Origin of the sequence: Geminicoccus sp., from assembly GCF_035556675.1 — a bacterium.
Classification (GTDB): Bacteria; Pseudomonadota; Alphaproteobacteria; order Geminicoccales; family Geminicoccaceae; genus Geminicoccus.
This window is the reverse complement of the sequence record NZ_DATMFZ010000012.1, coordinates 1-16,185: the sequence shown is the minus strand read 5'-3', so window position 1 is coordinate 16,185 and position 16,185 is coordinate 1. Positions and strand designations below refer to the sequence as shown.

15 protein-coding genes are annotated in these 16,185 nt (G+C 71.1%); 14 read left to right on the top strand and 1 reads right to left on the bottom strand.

The genetic code is table 11. The annotated features are described in order from the left end of the window. The first annotated feature begins 100 nt into the window (after positions 1-100). Both VNS22_RS00975 and VNS22_RS00970 read left to right on the top strand, forming a co-directional pair. Positions 101-2,107 carry a CHASE2 domain-containing protein gene (locus tag VNS22_RS00975; RefSeq protein WP_325728691.1) on the top strand — a complete coding sequence of 669 codons (2,007 nt, stop codon included), beginning with the start codon at positions 101-103 and terminating at the stop codon, positions 2,105-2,107. Between the two features lie 4 nt (positions 2,108-2,111). Continuing rightward, on the top strand, positions 2,112-2,723 hold the full coding sequence (locus VNS22_RS00970; RefSeq protein ID WP_325728690.1) for a DUF928 domain-containing protein: 612 nt from the start codon (positions 2,112-2,114) through the stop codon (positions 2,721-2,723). On the opposite strand, the gene VNS22_RS00965 is transcribed toward VNS22_RS00970, so the two are convergent. Beyond that, positions 2,720-5,230 (bottom strand): filamentous hemagglutinin N-terminal domain-containing protein, encoded by a 2,511-nt coding sequence (locus VNS22_RS00965; RefSeq protein ID WP_325728689.1) that lies wholly within the window; start codon positions 5,228-5,230, stop codon positions 2,720-2,722. The two genes, VNS22_RS00970 and VNS22_RS00965, sit on opposite strands and share 4 nt — an antisense overlap. A gap of 148 nt (positions 5,231-5,378) precedes the next feature. Here VNS22_RS00965 and VNS22_RS00960 point away from each other — a divergent pair, with 148 nt between their 5' ends. The 12 genes from VNS22_RS00960 (at position 5,379) to VNS22_RS00905 (ending at position 16,116) form a co-directional block, all read left to right on the top strand. Next, positions 5,379-6,218 (top strand): BtpA/SgcQ family protein, encoded by an 840-nt coding sequence (locus VNS22_RS00960; RefSeq protein ID WP_325728688.1) that lies wholly within the window; start codon positions 5,379-5,381, stop codon positions 6,216-6,218. Beyond that, the gene (locus VNS22_RS00955) at positions 6,215-7,072 is read left to right on the top strand and encodes a PfkB family carbohydrate kinase (protein ID WP_325728687.1); all 858 of its coding nucleotides are present in this window, start codon (positions 6,215-6,217) and stop codon (positions 7,070-7,072) included. The genes VNS22_RS00960 and VNS22_RS00955 overlap by 4 nt, the downstream gene beginning before the upstream one ends. Beyond that, complete coding sequence (locus VNS22_RS00950) at positions 7,069-8,223, top strand: PfkB family carbohydrate kinase (protein ID WP_325728686.1); 1,155 nt, start codon at positions 7,069-7,071, stop codon at positions 8,221-8,223. The genes VNS22_RS00955 and VNS22_RS00950 overlap by 4 nt, the downstream gene beginning before the upstream one ends. Before the next feature lie 87 nt (positions 8,224-8,310). Continuing rightward, positions 8,311-9,258: a substrate-binding domain-containing protein gene (locus VNS22_RS00945; RefSeq protein WP_325728685.1), complete on the top strand. Its 948-nt coding sequence runs from the start codon at positions 8,311-8,313 to the stop codon at positions 9,256-9,258. After that, entirely contained in the window at positions 9,255-10,055 is an 801-nt protein-coding gene (locus VNS22_RS00940; protein WP_325728684.1) for an ATP-binding cassette domain-containing protein, read from the top strand. Before VNS22_RS00945 ends, VNS22_RS00940 begins: the two co-directional genes overlap by 4 nt. Next, entirely contained in the window at positions 10,052-11,047 is a 996-nt protein-coding gene (locus VNS22_RS00935; protein ID WP_325728683.1) for an ABC transporter permease, read from the top strand. Before VNS22_RS00940 ends, VNS22_RS00935 begins: the two co-directional genes overlap by 4 nt. Next, positions 11,044-12,102: a hypothetical protein gene (locus VNS22_RS00930; protein WP_325728682.1), complete on the top strand. Its 1,059-nt coding sequence runs from the start codon at positions 11,044-11,046 to the stop codon at positions 12,100-12,102. Before VNS22_RS00935 ends, VNS22_RS00930 begins: the two co-directional genes overlap by 4 nt. A 22-nt stretch (positions 12,103-12,124) precedes the next feature. Beyond that, positions 12,125-12,898, top strand: a complete 774-nt coding sequence (locus tag VNS22_RS00925) for a glutamine amidotransferase (protein ID WP_325728681.1) — start codon at positions 12,125-12,127, stop codon at positions 12,896-12,898. Positions 12,899-12,917: 19 nt separating this feature from the next. Then, positions 12,918-13,880, top strand: coding sequence for a zinc-binding alcohol dehydrogenase (locus VNS22_RS00920; protein WP_325728680.1), 963 nt, complete (start codon positions 12,918-12,920; stop codon positions 13,878-13,880). A gap of 19 nt (positions 13,881-13,899) precedes the next feature. Further along, entirely contained in the window at positions 13,900-14,310 is a 411-nt protein-coding gene (locus tag VNS22_RS00915; protein ID WP_325728679.1) for a 6-carboxytetrahydropterin synthase, read from the top strand. Then, positions 14,303-15,358 (top strand): glycosyltransferase family 4 protein, encoded by a 1,056-nt coding sequence (locus tag VNS22_RS00910; protein ID WP_325728678.1) that lies wholly within the window; start codon positions 14,303-14,305, stop codon positions 15,356-15,358. Before VNS22_RS00915 ends, VNS22_RS00910 begins: the two co-directional genes overlap by 8 nt. Continuing rightward, positions 15,355-16,116, top strand: coding sequence for a hypothetical protein (locus VNS22_RS00905; RefSeq protein ID WP_325728677.1), 762 nt, complete (start codon positions 15,355-15,357; stop codon positions 16,114-16,116). The genes VNS22_RS00910 and VNS22_RS00905 overlap by 4 nt, the downstream gene beginning before the upstream one ends. Positions 16,117-16,185 lie beyond the last annotated feature (69 nt).

The window sequence follows — 16,185 nt, the reverse complement described above, 5'->3', positions numbered from 1 at the left end:
CGGAGCATTACGCCATTGCCAGCGGATCGTTGCCGGAAGTCGCTCGCGGACGTCCGGCCGTGGCGCTAGAGCCAGACGGGATGGAGGCGTGGATACCAGGATGCAGCGCGTGCGCCCCGGACGTGGCCAGGGGATCGAGATCGGCCCGCTCGTCCTGCTGCTGGCGATCGCCATCCTGGTGATGGCGGGGGTGGTGGCGCTGCGTACGGCGGGCGTCCTGCGTCCGGCGGAGCTGGTCGGCCACGACATGGTCGTGACGCTGGCGCGCAAGGTCGCGGTGCGGCCGGATGCGGGCGTGGTGGTGGTGGGCGTGGACGACCGGGCCAAGGCCGAGCTCGGCTGGCCGCTCCCCGATGCCACGGTCGCGCGGATCATCGAGGTCCTGGCAGGTGCGAAGCCGGCGGCGATCGGACTGGACTTCTTCCGCGGCGACATGCCGGTAGGCCCGCTCGGCCGGGCGGCCGATCCGGCCGACACCGACCGGCTGGTGGCGCTGATGGAGCGCACGCCCAACCTGGCCCTCGTGCTCGACACCTTCGCCAAGGAGCTGCCGCCGCGCCTGACCGGCCTGGCCTCGCCGGGGATGGACCGGCTGGTGTCGCCCAACCTGGTGCCCGACCCGGACGACGTGGTGCGCCGCGGCATCCTGGGCGATGTGTTTCCCGATCCCGAGGTGGCCGAACCGGTGCTCGGCATCTGGTCGCTGGCGGCGCGGCTGACCCAGCTCGCGACTGCAGGCGAGGCGCTGGCCCCGGACGGTGCAGTGCCCGAGGAGGTGCTGCCGATCGGCCGGCGGACCCTCCCGCCGCTGCAGGCGGACGACGGGCCCTATGCCGGGTCAGAAAGCGTCGGCGGCGGCTACGAGTTCCTGGCGAGCTGGCCGGTGACGGACCTGCCGGTCTTCAGGATCAACGACCTGCTGGCCGGTCGCCTGCCGCCGGACAGGCTGCGGGACAAGGTGGTGCTGGTCGGCAGCACCGCGCGCAGCGTCGGCGACATCGTCACCAGCCCGCTGCTCGACCGGGCCTCGGAGACTGCACTGCCCGGCCGCTCCCTGTTCGGCGTGGAAGCCCATGCCCAGCTCACCGCCCAGCTTCTCCTGGAAGCGCGCGGGCAGGTGGCACCACTCCGCCCGGGACCCAGCTGGGCCTGGCTCCTCGCGACCGGGTTCGCCTGCCTGCTGGGCGCCGCCGTCGGCGGGCTGATCGCAGCACCCACCCTGAGCCTGCCGGCGCTGCTTCTGGGCGCTCTTGCCTGGCCGGCGATGGCACTCTTTGGCTTCGTGCAGGGGATCTGGCTCGCCTGGGTGCCGCCTTTGCTCGGCTGGCTCGGGGCAGCGGGCCTCAGCTTCGTGCTGGTCGCCTGGCGGGAACGGCGCCAGCGCGCCCGGCTGGCCGGCCTGTTCCGCACCTACCTGCCGCCCAGCGTGGCCGACACGCTCTGGGCCGGCCGCGACCGGCTGCTCAAGGAAGGCCGGCCGGTGCCGCAGACCATGGTCGCGACCGTGCTGTTCTCCGACGTGCGCGGGTTCACCGCTGTGTCCGAGCGGATGACGCCCGCCGAACTGCTGGACTGGCTCGAAGCCTTCCATACCCTGATGGCCGACTGCATCGCCGAGGAGGGCGGGATCGTCGCCGACTTCATGGGCGACGGCATGATGGCGGCATTCGGCGTGCCGGTGCCGCGCACCGATGCGGCGGGCGAGGCGGCGGACGCCACGGCCGCGGTGGCCGCCGCGCTGAAGATCCGCCGCCGGCTGCCCGAACTGTCTAGCGCGCTGATGGCGAGCGGACGCCCAGGCATTGCGATCCGGATCGGGATTCATACCGGGCCGCTGGTGGCGGGTGCGATCGGCGGCCGGGCGCGGCTGCAGTACACCATCCTGGGCGACACGGTGAACACGGCGGCGCGGCTGGAGAGCTGGACCGGGCCGGGTGCCGACGGTGACGGAGATCACTGCCGCATCCTGGTTTCGGCGACTACCTTGCACCACCTGGGCGAGCGCTGCCATGCACGTCCGGTCGGCAGCCTGACCCTGAAGGGCAAGGCGCAGCCGGTACCTGTCTTCCGGGTCACGGACGATGTCCAGGACCCGCTGGGAGTGTGAAGCGATGCTCGGCCGTCGGCAGATCCTGTTCCAGGCCCTGGGGCTGACCGTGCTGGGTGCGCTGCCGGCTCAGGGTGCGGACGGCAGCTTGCTCAAGCGCTTCGGCGCTCCCAAGACCCGCGTCCAGGGTGGTACCCGCTCCGGCCGCGGCAAGGCGCAGCCGGAGGTCCTGCTCAGCGAGGAGCCGGCGCTGTCGGCCACCGCCGATCCCGACCTGTTCTGGTACCTCTCGGCCGATTACGGCCTGCGCGTCGAGCTGACCCTCACCCCGGTCGGCGGCACCGAGCCGCTGCTCCATCAGGTGATGAAGCGCGGGGCCGCGGCAGGCATTCATGCCCTCTCCCTGAAGGATGCCGACGTGCGGCTGGCAGAGGGGCAGGACCATGTATTCGCCCTGACGCTGGTGCCCGATCCTACGGTGCGCACCGCCGATGTCTCGGCACGCGGCACTCTGCGCTTCGTCCCGCACGCTCTGTTCGCCGATGCGAGGGCCGCGGCCGCCGCCGGCTACTGGGTGGATGCCTTCGCCATGGCCGACCCCGCCCTGCGCGTGGCACTCCTGGAGGATGTCGACCTGCCGCGGCCGGCCGACTGGCTGATGCACCAGACCGCCTAGCGCGCGCAGCCCTCCGCCTGAGCCTGGCTGCCCAGCGGCCGCCGTGGGTCGAACGCGTCCTCGCCACCCCGCACGGCACCCACCACGAGGCTGGAGGCCACCTCACGGGCATCGCAGGAGGTCGCGAGCAGCCGGTCGGCCGGCGCCACCTGGGCATCCAGCCCGGCGAAGCTCGACACGATATTGGTCTGCGGCGAGGTGGTGGCGACCGTACCGGCATTGCCCTGGCGGGCCGAGGCGTCGATGTGGCCGGGCTGCGTGATCAGGCCCTTGGCCGCGATCCGGATCGTGCCGCCGTCGCCGACATTGGGGGCGCTCGCGACGATGGCGGAGGTGGCGTCCAGGACCACGTTCTCCGTCTTCGTGCCGTCCGGGCCGCCGATGGTGATGGCACCGGCCCGCTCGTCCGCGCTGCTCCCGAGAATGGCGGTCAGGATCCCACCTTCCTCCTGGAGCACCACGCGCTCGCCCGCCTGGATGTCGATGGCACCGCCGGAAGCACCGATCGAGCTGGTGGTGATGGTGCCGCCGTCCAGCGTCAGGTCCTTCTCGGCGCTGACCAGGATTTCGCCGGCGGCACCGGTGCCCAGCGACTGGGCCTCCACGACACCATCTCGGCCGAGCGTGATGCTGGTGGCCTGCAGGCGGATTGAGCCGGCCCGGCCTCGACCCAGCGCGGCCGTGCTCACCTGGCCGCCCCCCTCGATGGTGATCTGGCCGGCATCGATCACGATGTCCCCGCCCCGGGTCGCATTGCCGGTGAGCGCGCTGACCAGCGTGTCCCCGGCCACCACGACCTGCTGGCCGGCGCTGATCCGGATCGGCCCGGCCAGGCCGCTGCCGACGAAGCCCTGGAAGGCGTTGCCCGAGGTGACCTGGCTGCCGGCGACACGGACGTCGTTGCCCGCCCGGAGCACGACGCCGCCGGCATTGCCCGCGCCCAGCGTCTGCACGTCGACGGTGCTGCCGGTGATGGCGACGCTGTTCCGGCCGGTGACCTCGATCGACCCGGCATCACCGCCGCCGAGGGTGCGGCTGATGAGCTCGGACGCGCCGGTCACCTGCACGTTGCCGCCGGTGATCGAGATGTCGCCGCCGGCCGCATCGTTCGTGGTGATCGTGTTGATCGACGATCCGCCGGAGATCGTGACCGTGCCGGTGGCGTCGATCGAGATCCGACCGGCAGCGCCGGTGCCGCTCACGCCCTGCTCGTCGGGTAAGGTGGTGGTGGCGATCAGGCTCCCGTCGACCACCAGCTCGCCCACGCTGAGCAGGATGTCACCGCCCTTCTCGTCGCCCATGTTGATGCTGTTGATCTGCGCGCCGTCGCTCATCCGCAGGCTGTCCCGGGCGACGATCACCGTCTGCCCGCCCGTGCCGTCGCCGGCAATGCCGCCGGCCGGAGAGCCGATCACGCTGCGGCCCTGCAGGACTATCCGGTCCGCGGTGATCGTGACGTCGCCGCCTGCAGCACCGAGGAAAGGGATGCTGATGATGCTGGCGCCGTCGGCCGTCAGCTCGCCGGCCGTGACGTTCAACGCGGACGCGTCACCCAGGATCGCGCTGGAGACGATGCCGGTCTCGCCATTGCCGCGCAGCGTGATCTGCCTAGCTGCCAGGTCCAGCCCGGTGACCCCGGCGGGATCATCCGGGTCGTCCAGGGCGAATGGCGTGATGCTGGCATGGTCCAGCAGGAACCGGCCGCCCTCGATCCGGATGGTGCTGCCGGCCAACAGCACGGCCCGGACCACGGCACCGTCGCTGATCTGGATGACGCCATCGCGGGCCATGGTCCCGGAGGATTGCAGCGGCACCTCGCCGGCGCTGGCCTGAGCCGCGATCAGGATCGGGCCGTTGACCTCGACCTGGGTGCCGCGAATCGCCACCTCGCCGCCGGCCAGCACTAGGCTGCCCGGCTGGAAGATGCCCTGATCGACGTCGATCTCGCCAAGGCGCAGGTCGGGCGCTTCCACGGACAGCTTGCCGATCGGCCCGCCCAGGAAGCCGAAGGCGCGCGGGTCCGCCGCGGTGAGCGTGCTGCCGGCCAGGTCGCGGGCGCTGTAGCGGCTGCCGTCCTCGAACCGCAGCTCGTCGGCGGTGGAGAGCCGCAGCGACCCCGGAACATCGATCGTCGCATCCTTGCCGACCACCAGCCCGTTGGGGTTGAGCAGCCAGAGCGAGGCGTTGGGCACGGTCGAGCGCAGCGTGCCGTGGATCTGCGAAGGGTCCTGCCCGGTCACTCGACCGATCACGCGCTCGATCGTCCCCGGCCCCTCGAAGGTCACGGCATCGCCTCGCGGCACGCCGAACTTCTCGAAGCTGTGGAACAGGTTGCCGCCGCGGGTGGCACCCATGTCCGGCGTGATCCGCACGTCCTGGCCGTTCAGGGTGAGCCGGCCGCGGCTGCCGACCGAGCCGTCGAGCACCACCTCCGCCTCGGCGGCCGCGAGCGGCGCCAGCACCAGGGGCAGGCAGGCGAGGAGCCGGAGGGGCGGGCGCAGGCGCATGCGGAGCTTCCCAGGCGAGGATGCCGGCCAGTCGAGGATGTTGGGCGCGACGCTACGCGCTTCCGCCGGGCCATCCAAGCCACAGGACGATGTCGCCTGCGGGTGCTAGAAAGCTGCAGCGCATGAACCGTTTCAATCGAGCCTCGCCATGACTTCTGTCGTCCGGCCCCGTGCCAACGCCCTGAAGGACCTGTTCAACCGTGCGAACGGGCTGGTGATCGGCGTGGTCCATCTCCTGCCGCTGCCGGGCTCGCCCGAGCATGATGGCAGCCCGGTGAGCGCCATCTATGAGCGGGCGGTGCGCGACGCGGAGGCTTATGCCGAGGGCGGCGTGGACGGGCTGATCGTCGAGAACCACGGCGACATCCCCTTTCTCAAGCCGGACCGGATCGGGCCGGAGACGGCGGCCTGCATGGCGGTCGCCACCGAGCGGGTGATCCGTGCCGCCGGCCTGCCGACCGGGATCAACGTCCTGGCCAATGCCGCCGAGGTGGCGCTGGCGGTGGCGGTGGCGGGCGGTGCCGGCTTCGTGCGCGTCAACCAGTGGGCCAACGCCTATGTCGCCAACGAGGGGATCATCGAGGGGCCGGCGGCGGTGGCGCTGCGCTATCGCAAGGCCCTGGCCGCCACCGGCATCCGGATCTTCGCCGACAGCCACGTCAAGCACGGCGCCCACGCCATCACGGGCGACCGGTCGGTGGCGGAACTCACCCGCGACCTGGAATGGTCGGGCGCGGACGTGGTGATCGCCACCGGCCAGCGCACCGGCGACGCCGCCACCAAGTCGGAGATCGCCGAGATCCGGGGTGCCACCACCTTGCCGGTGCTCACCGGCTCGGGTGCCACGATCGCCAATATCGGCAACATCCTGCGTCATGCCAGCGGTGCGATCGTGGCGAGCTCGCTCAAGCGCGACGGCGTGTGGTGGAACGAAGTGGAGGTCGATCGCGTGCGCGCGCTGATGGCCGAGGCGGCCAAGTATCGATGACGCGGCTCCTGGTCCTGGGCAACGCCGCCCTGGACCTGGCACTCCGCCTGCCCCGGCTGCCGCTGCCGGGGGAAACGCTGCTGGCTGACGGCCAGGCCGGCGATGTCGGCGGCAAGGGTGTGAACCAGGCGGTGGCGGCCGGGCGCTGCGGCGTGCCGGTACGGCTCGCCACGGCGCTGGGCGCCGATGCCGAGGGCCAGCGGATCCGGGCGGCGCTCGCCGCGGAGGGCCTGGCGGTAGAGGTCCTGCATAGCGTCGAGGCGCCCACCGACCGCTCGCTCGTGCTGGTCGGCGCCGACGGGCAGAACATGATCGTGACCACGGCGGAGCAGGCGCGCGGCGTCGATACCGAGGCGGCCGAGGCGGTCTGCGCCGGCCTGGCGCCGGGCGACTTCCTCCTGGTTCAGGGCAATCTGCCGGCCGATGCCACGAGGGCGGCGCTTGCCGCGGCACGCCGCCGGGGTGCGAGCACCATCGCCAACCCGTCGCCGCTCTGGTTCGACTGGGCGGCGCTCCTGGCAGAGGTCGATCTCGTGCTGGTCAACGAGCCCGAGGCGGCTTTGCTCGACCTGAGGCCGGCCAGTGTGGTGGTGGTCACGCGCGGTGCTGCCGGTGCGGTGCTGCGGGACCGGGAGGGGCGAGAGGACCAGGTAGCTGCCCCGGCGGTCCCTGCGGTCGACACGACTGGGGCGGGTGACGTGCTGGCGGGTGTGCTGGCTGCCGGCTTGTGCCTGGGCATGGCGCCGCTCCAGGCCCTGCGCTGGGGTGTGGCTGCGGCCAGCCTGAAGGTCGGCCGGCAGGGGACGCTGCGCGCCTTTCCCGATCCTGCCGAGCTCCGGAGGCTGCGGCCGTGAGCCGCCGCGCCACCATCCGCGATGTCGCGATGGCGGCCGGCGTCTCGATCGGCACGGTCAGCAATGTCCTGACGGGTGCCAAGCCGGTCGCCGCCCCGACCCGCATCGCGATCGAGGCGGCGATCGAGCGGCTCGGCTATGCGCCGGATCAGGCCGGGCGGGTGCTGAACAGCCGGCGCCGGCGCGATCCTGCAGCACCGCCGCCCGGTATGCCGCGCCTGACTACGGTCGGCTATTTGTGCGCCGATCTGACCGCGCGGCTGGAGGTGCTGCCGGGTGCCGACGAGCGGGCTCAGGCGCGCCTGATCGAGGAGACGCTGGGCGGTGCCGCGGCCAATGTCGCGGCAGTGGCGGCCGGGCTCGGACCGCCGCTGGCGGTCTGGACGGAGCTGATGACGCGGCTGGGCGTCGATGCCCACAGCGACTGGGCGGCCGGTCTGCTCGCCAGCCGAGGCGTGGCGCTGACGGAAGGCTCGCGCCGGCCGGACGGCCACCTGTCGCGCTGCATCATCCTGGTCGACGCCGAAGGCAGCCGCACCATCGTCAACGAGCCGCTCCAGGTGCCGAAGGCCGACCTCCTGGCCTGGCTGGCCGGCCTGCGGAGGCAGCCAGGGCGCCACTGCCTGCACATCCAGGGCGACCAGCTCGAGGAACTGTTGGACGTCCTGCCGGCAGCACGGAGCCGCGGCCTCCTCCTGTCCTGCCATGCCCCGGGGATGCGCGCGACCCTGCGCTCACCGGCTGCCATCCGCCGGCTCGCCGACCTGCTCGACCTCGTGTTCCTGGACGGCCCCACCGCGCGTGCCGTCACCGGCATGTCCGCCACGGCCAACTGCCTGCCGGCACTGCGCGCTCTGGCGGGCACGGCCACGCTGGTGGTCACGCTGGGCGCCGAGGGTGCCGCACTGCTGGAGCCCGGCCAAAGGCCGGTCCGCGTCCTAGCCGGTACTGTGGTCCCGGTGGATCGCACCGGTGCCGGCGACTGCTTCGTCGGCACCTATCTGGCTGCCTGGCTGGCGGGACGGCCGGCCGCGGATGCGGCTAGGCTTGCCGTGCTGGCCGCCAGCCGCTCGGTGCTGGTGCCAGGTGCCCAGGAATATCGGCCGACCGCGGATGAACTGGCCGGCGCGCTGGAAGAAGAAGGAGTTTGAACGTTTCAATCGGGTCGATTAGCGTTTTCGGCGCATAAGACAGGATCTCGCGGCAGTCGCGCCGTCGAGTTGGGGGAGTTCCGGACCATGACCTTTCGTCGACGCGTCCTCCTCGCCGGTGCGGCCCTTGCCGCCGGCCTCGGTCTCGCCAGCAACGGGCTGATGGCCCAGGAAAAGCCGACCATTGGCCTCGTGCAGATCAACCAGCAGGCCCTGTTCTTCACCCAGATGAACGAGGGTGCCCAGAAGAAGGCCGACGAGCTGGGTGCCGAGCTGGTGATCTTCAACGCCAATAACGACCCGGCCGCCCAGAACAACGCGATCGAGACCTATATCGCCCAGGGCGTCGACGCGCTGGTGGTGGTCGCGATCGACGTGAACGGCATCATGCCGGCCGTGCAGGCGGCGGGCGAGGCGAAGATTCCGGTGGTCGCGGTGGACGCGATCCTGCCCGAAGGCCCGCAGGTGGCGCAGGTCGGCGTCGACAACGCGCTGGCCGGCAAGATGATGGGCGAGCGCTTCCTGGAGATCGTCAAGAACGACATGGGCGGCAGCGCCAAGGTCGGCATCGTCGGCGCGCTCAACTCCTTCATCCAGAACGTCCGCCAGAAGGGCTTCGAGGACGTGGTGGCCAATGCCGAGGGCATTACCATGGCAGGGGTGGTGGACGGCCGGAACATCCAGGACAACGCGATGTCGGCCGCCGAGAACCTGATGACCGCCAACCCCGACCTGACCGCGATCTACGCCACCGGCGAGCCGGCCCTGGTAGGCGCGGTCGCGGCGGTGGAGAGCCAGGGCCGCCAGGCGGACGTGAAGGTGGTCGGCTGGGACCTCACTGCCTCCGTGATCAAGGGCATCGACGACGGCTATGTGGTGGGCGTGGTCCAGCAGGATCCGGCCGGCATGGGGGCCGCCGCGGTCGAGGCGGCGGTCAAGGCGGCCAAGGGCGAGACGGTGGAGAAGCAGATCGACGTGCCGGTAGAGATCGTCGACAAGAGCAACGTCGAGCCCTACCGCGCCATCTTCAAGTGATCGGGGGGATCGATCAGGCAGCCGCCGCGGCGGCTGCCACCCCACGCATCCGCCTGACGGGCATCCGCAAGCAGTTCGGCTCGATCCAGGCGCTGCGCGGGGTCGATCTCGACCTGATGCCGGGTGAGGTGCTGGGCCTGGTCGGGGACAACGCGGCCGGCAAGTCGACGCTCACCAAGGTGATCAGCGGCGCCTATGTACCTGATGACGGCCGCATCCTGGTGGATGGGCAGGCGGCCGGCTACACGACGCCCGCCGAGGCGCGCGCGATCGGCATCGAGATGGTCTACCAGGACCTCTCGCTCTGCGACACGATCGACGTGGCGGGCAACCTGTTCCTGGGCCGGGAGCCGCGCCGCTCCGTGCTCGGTCTGAAGCTGCTCGACCGCCGGCGGATGCGCGAGGAGGCCAGGCGCAATCTCGATGCGCTCGACATCCATGTCCCGAGCCTGGATGCCTATGTCGAGCAGCTGTCTGGCGGCCAGCGCCAGTCAATCGCGATCGCCCGCGCTGCCGCCTTCGCGCCCCGCGTCCTGATCATGGACGAGCCGACCTCGGCGCTGGCCGTGGCGGAGGTGGAAGCGGTGCTGCGGCTGATCCGGCGTCTGGCCGATGGCGGCACCTCCATCATCCTGATCACCCACCGCCTCCAGGACCTGTTCCGGGTCTGCGACCGGATTGCGGTCATGTACGAGGGCACCAAGGTGGCCGAGCGCAGGATCGGGGAGACCGACCTGGAGGACTTGGTCGGGCTGATCGTCGGCGGCAAGGCCGAGAAGCTGAAGGGCCATGCATGAGCACGACGCCCGTCTATGAGCGTCGGCCGACCGGGCCGCGCTACCACGACTTCCTCGCCCGGCATGCCCAGGTGCTCAGCATCGCCGCGTTCTTCCTGCTCATGGTGGTGCTGTTCAGCCTGAACACCGGCGCCTTCCTGAGCCAGGCCAACCTGCTCAACCTCCTGCGCCAGTCTGCACCGCTGATCATCGTGGCGGTGGCGATGACCTTCGTGATCACGACCGGCGGCATCGACCTGTCGGTCGGCTCGACCGTGGCGCTGGTCAACGCATTGGTGGCGATCGCCTTGCAGGCAGGCGTGCCCTGGCCGCTCGCCGTCCTGGCCATGCTGGTCCTGGGTGCGCTGGTCGGCCTCGTCCAGGGCTGGTTCGTGGCGCGCGAGGGCATTCCCGCCTTCATCGTGACACTGGCCGGTCTGTCGATCCTGCGCGGCGTGGCGCTGCTGCTCACCCAGGGCTTCTCCATCCCGATCGCGTCGGACAACTGGTTCGTCCAGATCGGCCGCGGCTGGTTCCTTGGCCTGCCGTTCCCGGCAATCCTGGCGGTGCTGGTGATGGCGGCGGGTGCGCTCGTCCTGTCCTCGACCCGCTTTGGCCGCTACGTCACTGCGATCGGCGCCAATGCCGAGGCGGCGCGCCGCGCCGGCATTGGCGTGCAGGGCGTCACCGTGGCCGTCTATGTGCTGACCGGCATCGCCGCGGCGCTGGCCGGCATCGTGATCGCAGCCAGACTGGGCTCGGGCTCGTCCAACGCGGCGGTCGGCTTCGAGCTGGACGTGATCGCCGCGGTGGTGCTGGGCGGCACCTCGCTCATGGGCGGGCGCGGCAGCATCCTGGGCACCTGCTTAGGCGCGCTCACCATCGCCGTGATCGGCAACGGCCTGATCCTGGCGCACATCTCGCCCTTCTTCACCCAGATCGTGACCGGCCTGATCATCCTGGCCGCCATCTGGCTCAACACCAAGGTCTTCCGAGGCGGACGCAGGCGATGAGCGAGCTATCCCCGGCCCATGTCGGCTCGGGCCAGGTCATGACCGTGGCGGGGCCGATCCCGTCTGCGCGGATGGGCATCACCCTGCCACACGAGCATATCCTGAACGACTGCCGCTGCTGGTGGAACCCACCCAAGGAACCCGAGCGGCAGTATCTGGCGCATGGCAAGGTCGAGATCGGCATCCTGTCCGAGCTGCGCCAGGACCCGTTCGTCAACCTGCACAATTGCGGGCTGGACGACGAGGCGCTGGCGATCGAGGAGCTGAAGGCATTCCGCCGGGCCGGCGGCGCCACCGTGGTCGACCCCACCTGCCGGGGCATCGGCCGCAACCCGGCCGCACTGCAGCGGATCGCACTCGCCACCGGCCTGCAGATCGTGATGGGCTCGGGCTATTATCTGCAGAGCTCGCATCCGCCGGAGCTGGCGGCCATGTCGGTGGACGAGGTGGCCGACCAGATCGTCCGGGAAGCGCTGGAGGGTGTGGACGGGGTCCGGATCGGGCTGATCGGTGAGATCGGGGTCAGCTCGGACTTCACGGCGGAGGAGCGCAAGTCGCTCCAGGGGGCGGCCAGAGCGCAGAAGCGGACGGGGCTGCCCCTGATGATCCACCTGCCCGGCTGGTTCCGGCTGGGGCTCCCGGTGCTGGACCTGATCGAGGGGGAAGGTGCGGATCCCAACCACACCATCCTCTGCCACATGAACCCGTCCTTCGACGATCCCGCCTACCAGAAGGCCTGTGCCGACCGGGGCGCCTTCATCGAGTACGACATGATCGGCATGGACTTCTTCTATGCCGACCAGGGCGTGCAGTGCCCGTCCGACGAGGAATATGCCCGCGCCATCCGCCGCCTGGTCGACGATGGCTACGGCCATAAGCTGCTGCTCTCGCAGGACGTGTTCCTGAAGAACATGCTCACCGCCTATGGCGGCAACGGCTACGCCTTCGTGCTGCGCCATTTCGTGCCGCGCCTGCGCCGCCATGGCGTTTCCGAGGATGCCATCCAGCGCATGCTGGTCCACAATCCGCGCAGCGCATTCGACGCCACTATCTGACGAAGAAGCCCTGGAGCCCTCGATGTCGAAGAAGAACGTCCTCCTGGCCGGTGAAAGCTGGTCGACCGCCGCCATCCACACCAAGGGCTTCGACCAGTTCAACTCGACCACCTTCCACCTGGGTGCCGAGCCGCTGGTCAAGGCGCTGGCCGACAGCGAGTTCGTCCTGCGCTACATGCCCTCGCACGAGGCGCAGACGGCCTTCCCGACCACGCTGGAGGAACTGCAGCGCTACCAGGCGGTGATCCTGTCCGACATCGGCGCCAACACCCTGCTGCTCCACCCGGATGTCTGGCTGCACGGCAAGACCGTGCCGAACCGGCTGAAGCTGCTCCGCGACTATGTGGAGATGGGCGGCGGCCTGTTCATGATCGGCGGCTACCTGTCCTTCCAGGGCATCAACGGCGCGGCGCGCTATGGCCGGACCGCGGTGGAGGAAGTGCTGCCGGTGACCTGCCTCCAGGTCGACGACCGGATCGAGATCCCGGAGGGCTTCGCGCCGGAGATCGTCGAGCCCGGCCATCCGATCCTGGCCGGCCTGCCTGCCGACTGGCCGGTGCTGCTCGGCATCAACGAGGTGGTGGTGAAGAACGAGCCGGGCGTGCAGCTCCTGGCGCGCACCCCGGCCGACCAGGGCAGCCACCCGCTGCTGGTGGCCGGCGGCTACGGCCAGGGCCGCACGCTGGCCTGGACCTCGGACATCGGCCCGCACTGGCTGCCCGAGACCTTCGTGCAGTGGCCGGGCTACGGCCAGCTCTGGCGGCAGTGCCTGGCCTGGCTGACCGGCAAGGCCTGACCCGCTGGCCAGGCCCGGCATGACGCGGGCGTTCTGGTGGGTCGACAGGGAGCAGGCCGAACTGCGCCCGGAAGCGCCGGGCGAGGGCGCGTTCCTGATCCGCGCCAGATATGGTGCGCTCTCGCGGGGGACCGAGCGGCTGGTCGCGACCGGCGCGGTTCCCCCGGGTGAGTGGGCACGGATGGCCTGCCCCGCCATGGGCGGTGCGTTCCCCTTCCCGGTCAAGTACGGCTACTGCGTGGTGGGTCAGGTCGAGCGCGGTCCGGCTGACTGGCAGGGGCGGACGGTCTTCACCCTCCATCCGCACCAGGAGCGCTTCGCCGTCGCGGATGCCGATGCGCTGACGCCGGTCCCGGACGGGGTGCCGCCGGAGCGGGCCGTCCTGCTCGCCAATCTGGAAACCGCGCTCAATGCCGCCTGGGATGCGCCGCTGATGCCGGGCATGCGCGTTCTGGTGCTGGGAGCCGGCGTGCTGGGCTGCCTGTTCGCCCGGATCGCGCGGCAGATGCCCGGGGTCGAGATCTTCCTGGCCGACCGTGATCCCCGGCGCCGGGCGCTGGCCGACGCCATGGACGTCCCGTTCGCAGATGCACCGGTCACAGGTTGCGATCTGGTGGTCGAGGCGACCGGCCGGCCGGAGGCGCTGGAGCCGGCCATCTCCGCCTGCGGCCGGGAAGCGGCCCTGCTGGTCCTGTCCTGGTACGGGGAACACACCGCACCGGTGGCGCTGGGCGGTGCCTTCCACAGCCAGCGGCTGCGCCTGGTCTCTTCCCAGGTCGGTACGGTGGCACCGGCGATGCGCGCCCGGGTCGATTATGGTGAGCGCCGGCGCCGTGCCGCCCGGCTGCTGGCGGACCCTGCCCTGGACGCGCTGATCGGACCGCCGCTACCCTTCGACCAGCTGCCGGCCCGGGCGCTGAAGAGGCTCCTGGACCCGGACGACGGCCGCGCGCCGCTCGTCGTCTATGAAGGCGGCCAATAGCCAGGAGAGGCCTCGACCGATGTACAGCGTCACCGTCCGCGACCATGTGATGATCGCCCACAGCTTCCGGGGCGAGGTGTTCGGCCCGGCGCAGAAGCTGCACGGCGCCACCTTCGTGGTCGACGTGACCTTCGAGCGCCCAGAGGTCGACGAGGACGGCATCGTGGTCGATATCGGCCGGGCGATCGACCGGCTGAAGGCGGTCTGCGCCGAGATCAACTATAAGAACCTGGACGAGCTCGACATGTTCGCGGGCAAGAACACCACCACGGAGTTCCTGTCCCGCTGGATCTGGGGCCGCTTCGTCGACGCGCTGGCAGCCGGCGAGCTGGGCCCCGGCTCCGACCAGGTGACCGCGCTGGGCGTGGAACTGCACGAGAGCCATGTGGCCCGGGCCGGGTACAAGGCGCCGGTCCCGGGGCGTGGCTGAATTCGCCTTCGCCATCCCAGGGGACCCGGACCAGCGCACCGGCGGCTATCTCTACGACCGTCGTCTCGCCGCCGAGTTGCCCCGGCAGGGCTGGCAGGTGCGGCCGGTGCGCCTGCCGGACAGGTTTCCCTTTCCTGGTGCCGCGGATCTCGCGGCAACCGACCGGCTGCTGGCGGACCTGCCGGACGGCATGCCGGTCGTGGTGGATGGCTTGGCATTCGGCGCCATGCCGGAGGCGGCGGCCCGGCACGCTGCACGGCTGCGCCTGGTGGCCCTGGTCCATCATCCGCTGGGCTACGAGACCGGGCTCTCCTCGCAGGCGGCGACGCAGCTGATCGAAAGCGAGCGCGCCGCCCTTGGCCATGCCCGGCATGTGGTGGTCACGTCCACCACCACTGCGCAGACACTGGCAGCTGCGTTCGGCGTGGCCGAGGCCAAGCTGACCGTAGCTCTGCCCGGCACCGATCCGCTGCCGGTGGCGGCGGGCTCCGACGATGTCGCCCCGGCGATGCTGGCGGTGGGCTCGGTCCTGCCGCGCAAGGATTTCCCGGCCCTGGTCGACGCGCTGGCGACTCTCCAGGACCTGCCCTGGCGGCTGGTGATCGCCGGGAGCCTTGCCCGTGATCCCGCCGAAGTCGACCGGTTGCGAGCGGCGGTCGGCCGGCATGGACTGTCGGAACGAGTGACGCTCACGGGCGAGGTCGCGGCCGACGAACTGCGCGCACTCCTCCACCGCAGCGACCTGTTCGTCTCCAGCTCGCGCTATGAAGGGTTCGGCATGGCGCTGGCCGAGGCGGTCGCGGCCGGTCTGCCGGTGGTCGCGGTGGCCGGCGGGGCGGTGGCCGACTGGATGGATCCTGATGCCGCCGTGCTGGTGCCGCCGGACCGTCCGGACGAGCTGGCGCTGGCATTGCGCTCGGTCCTGGTCGAGCCTGATCGGCGCCATCGGCTGCGAATGGCGGCGTTGGCCGCCCGCAGCCGCCTGCCGGACTGGGCTGCCTGCGCTGCCGCCGTGGCCGCAGCCCTCGACCGGGTGGCACGGGCTTGACTGGCTTTGCCGCCGGCTGGTTGGAGCTGCGCGAGCCGCATGACGCAGCGGCCCGGGCACCTGAGCTGCTCCAGGCTCTTGCCGCCTGGTCCGCCGGGCGCAGCGGACTGCGGGTTGTCGATCTGGGGGCCGGCACGGGCAGCGCCTGGCGGGCGCTGAGCCCCTTCCTGCCGGACGATGCGCGCTGGACCCTGGTGGAGCATGATCCGGCCCTGGTGGCTGCCGGCACCGCTCGGCTGCCGGCAGACGGTCGGATCACCTACCGTCAGCTGGACCTGGCGCGCGACCTGGAAATGGTGGTGAGTGAAGGCGCGGATCTGGTCACCGCCTCCGCCCTGATCGATCTGGTCTCCGCCGCCTGGCTCGACCGGCTGGCCGGGCTGCTGCGCTGCCATCGGTGTGCCGCCTGGATCGGCCTGACCGTGGACGGCGATCTGGCCTTTGCGCCGCCGCTCGAAGGCGATGCCCAGGTGCTGGCGGCGTTCAGCGCCGACATGCGGCGCGACAAGGGCTTTGGCCCGGCCCTCGGCGCCGATGCCCACACGGCCCTGGCCAAACGGCTCGAGGGGCATGGGCAGGTGCTGTCCGCCAGCTCGCCCTGGCGGCTGGGCCAGACGGATGGCCCGATGCTCCATGCGATGATCGACGGCATCGCCGATGCGGCGGCCGCCCCTAGGTCATGGCGAGAACGGCGCCACCTCAGCACCACCGGCCTTCGGGTCGGCCACCGCGACCTCCTGTTCCTGCCCCGGCCCTAGCCCCAGCGGCTGCCGAGTCCGGTGGAGGACATAGAGGCGGTCATCGCCCAGCGGCAGGCATTCCGGCCG

Bases quoted from the DNA above. Each gene is read 5' to 3' on its own strand.
- VNS22_RS00975 (WP_325728691.1), top strand. From the start codon at position 101: ATGCAGCGCGTGCGCCCCGGACGTGGCCAGGGGATCGAGATCGGCCCG.
- VNS22_RS00970 (WP_325728690.1), top strand. From the start codon at position 2,112: ATGCTCGGCCGTCGGCAGATCCTGTTCCAGGCCCTGGGGCTGACCGTG.
- VNS22_RS00965 (WP_325728689.1), bottom strand. From the start codon at position 5,230: ATGCGCCTGCGCCCGCCCCTCCGGCTCCTCGCCTGCCTGCCCCTGGTG.
- VNS22_RS00960 (WP_325728688.1), top strand. From the start codon at position 5,379: ATGACTTCTGTCGTCCGGCCCCGTGCCAACGCCCTGAAGGACCTGTTC.
- VNS22_RS00955 (WP_325728687.1), top strand. From the start codon at position 6,215: ATGACGCGGCTCCTGGTCCTGGGCAACGCCGCCCTGGACCTGGCACTC.
- VNS22_RS00945 (WP_325728685.1), top strand. From the start codon at position 8,311: ATGACCTTTCGTCGACGCGTCCTCCTCGCCGGTGCGGCCCTTGCCGCC.
- VNS22_RS00935 (WP_325728683.1), top strand. From the start codon at position 10,052: ATGAGCACGACGCCCGTCTATGAGCGTCGGCCGACCGGGCCGCGCTAC.
- VNS22_RS00930 (WP_325728682.1), top strand. From the start codon at position 11,044: ATGAGCGAGCTATCCCCGGCCCATGTCGGCTCGGGCCAGGTCATGACC.
- VNS22_RS00925 (WP_325728681.1), top strand. From the start codon at position 12,125: ATGTCGAAGAAGAACGTCCTCCTGGCCGGTGAAAGCTGGTCGACCGCC.
- VNS22_RS00920 (WP_325728680.1), top strand. From the start codon at position 12,918: ATGACGCGGGCGTTCTGGTGGGTCGACAGGGAGCAGGCCGAACTGCGC.
- VNS22_RS00915 (WP_325728679.1), top strand. From the start codon at position 13,900: ATGTACAGCGTCACCGTCCGCGACCATGTGATGATCGCCCACAGCTTC.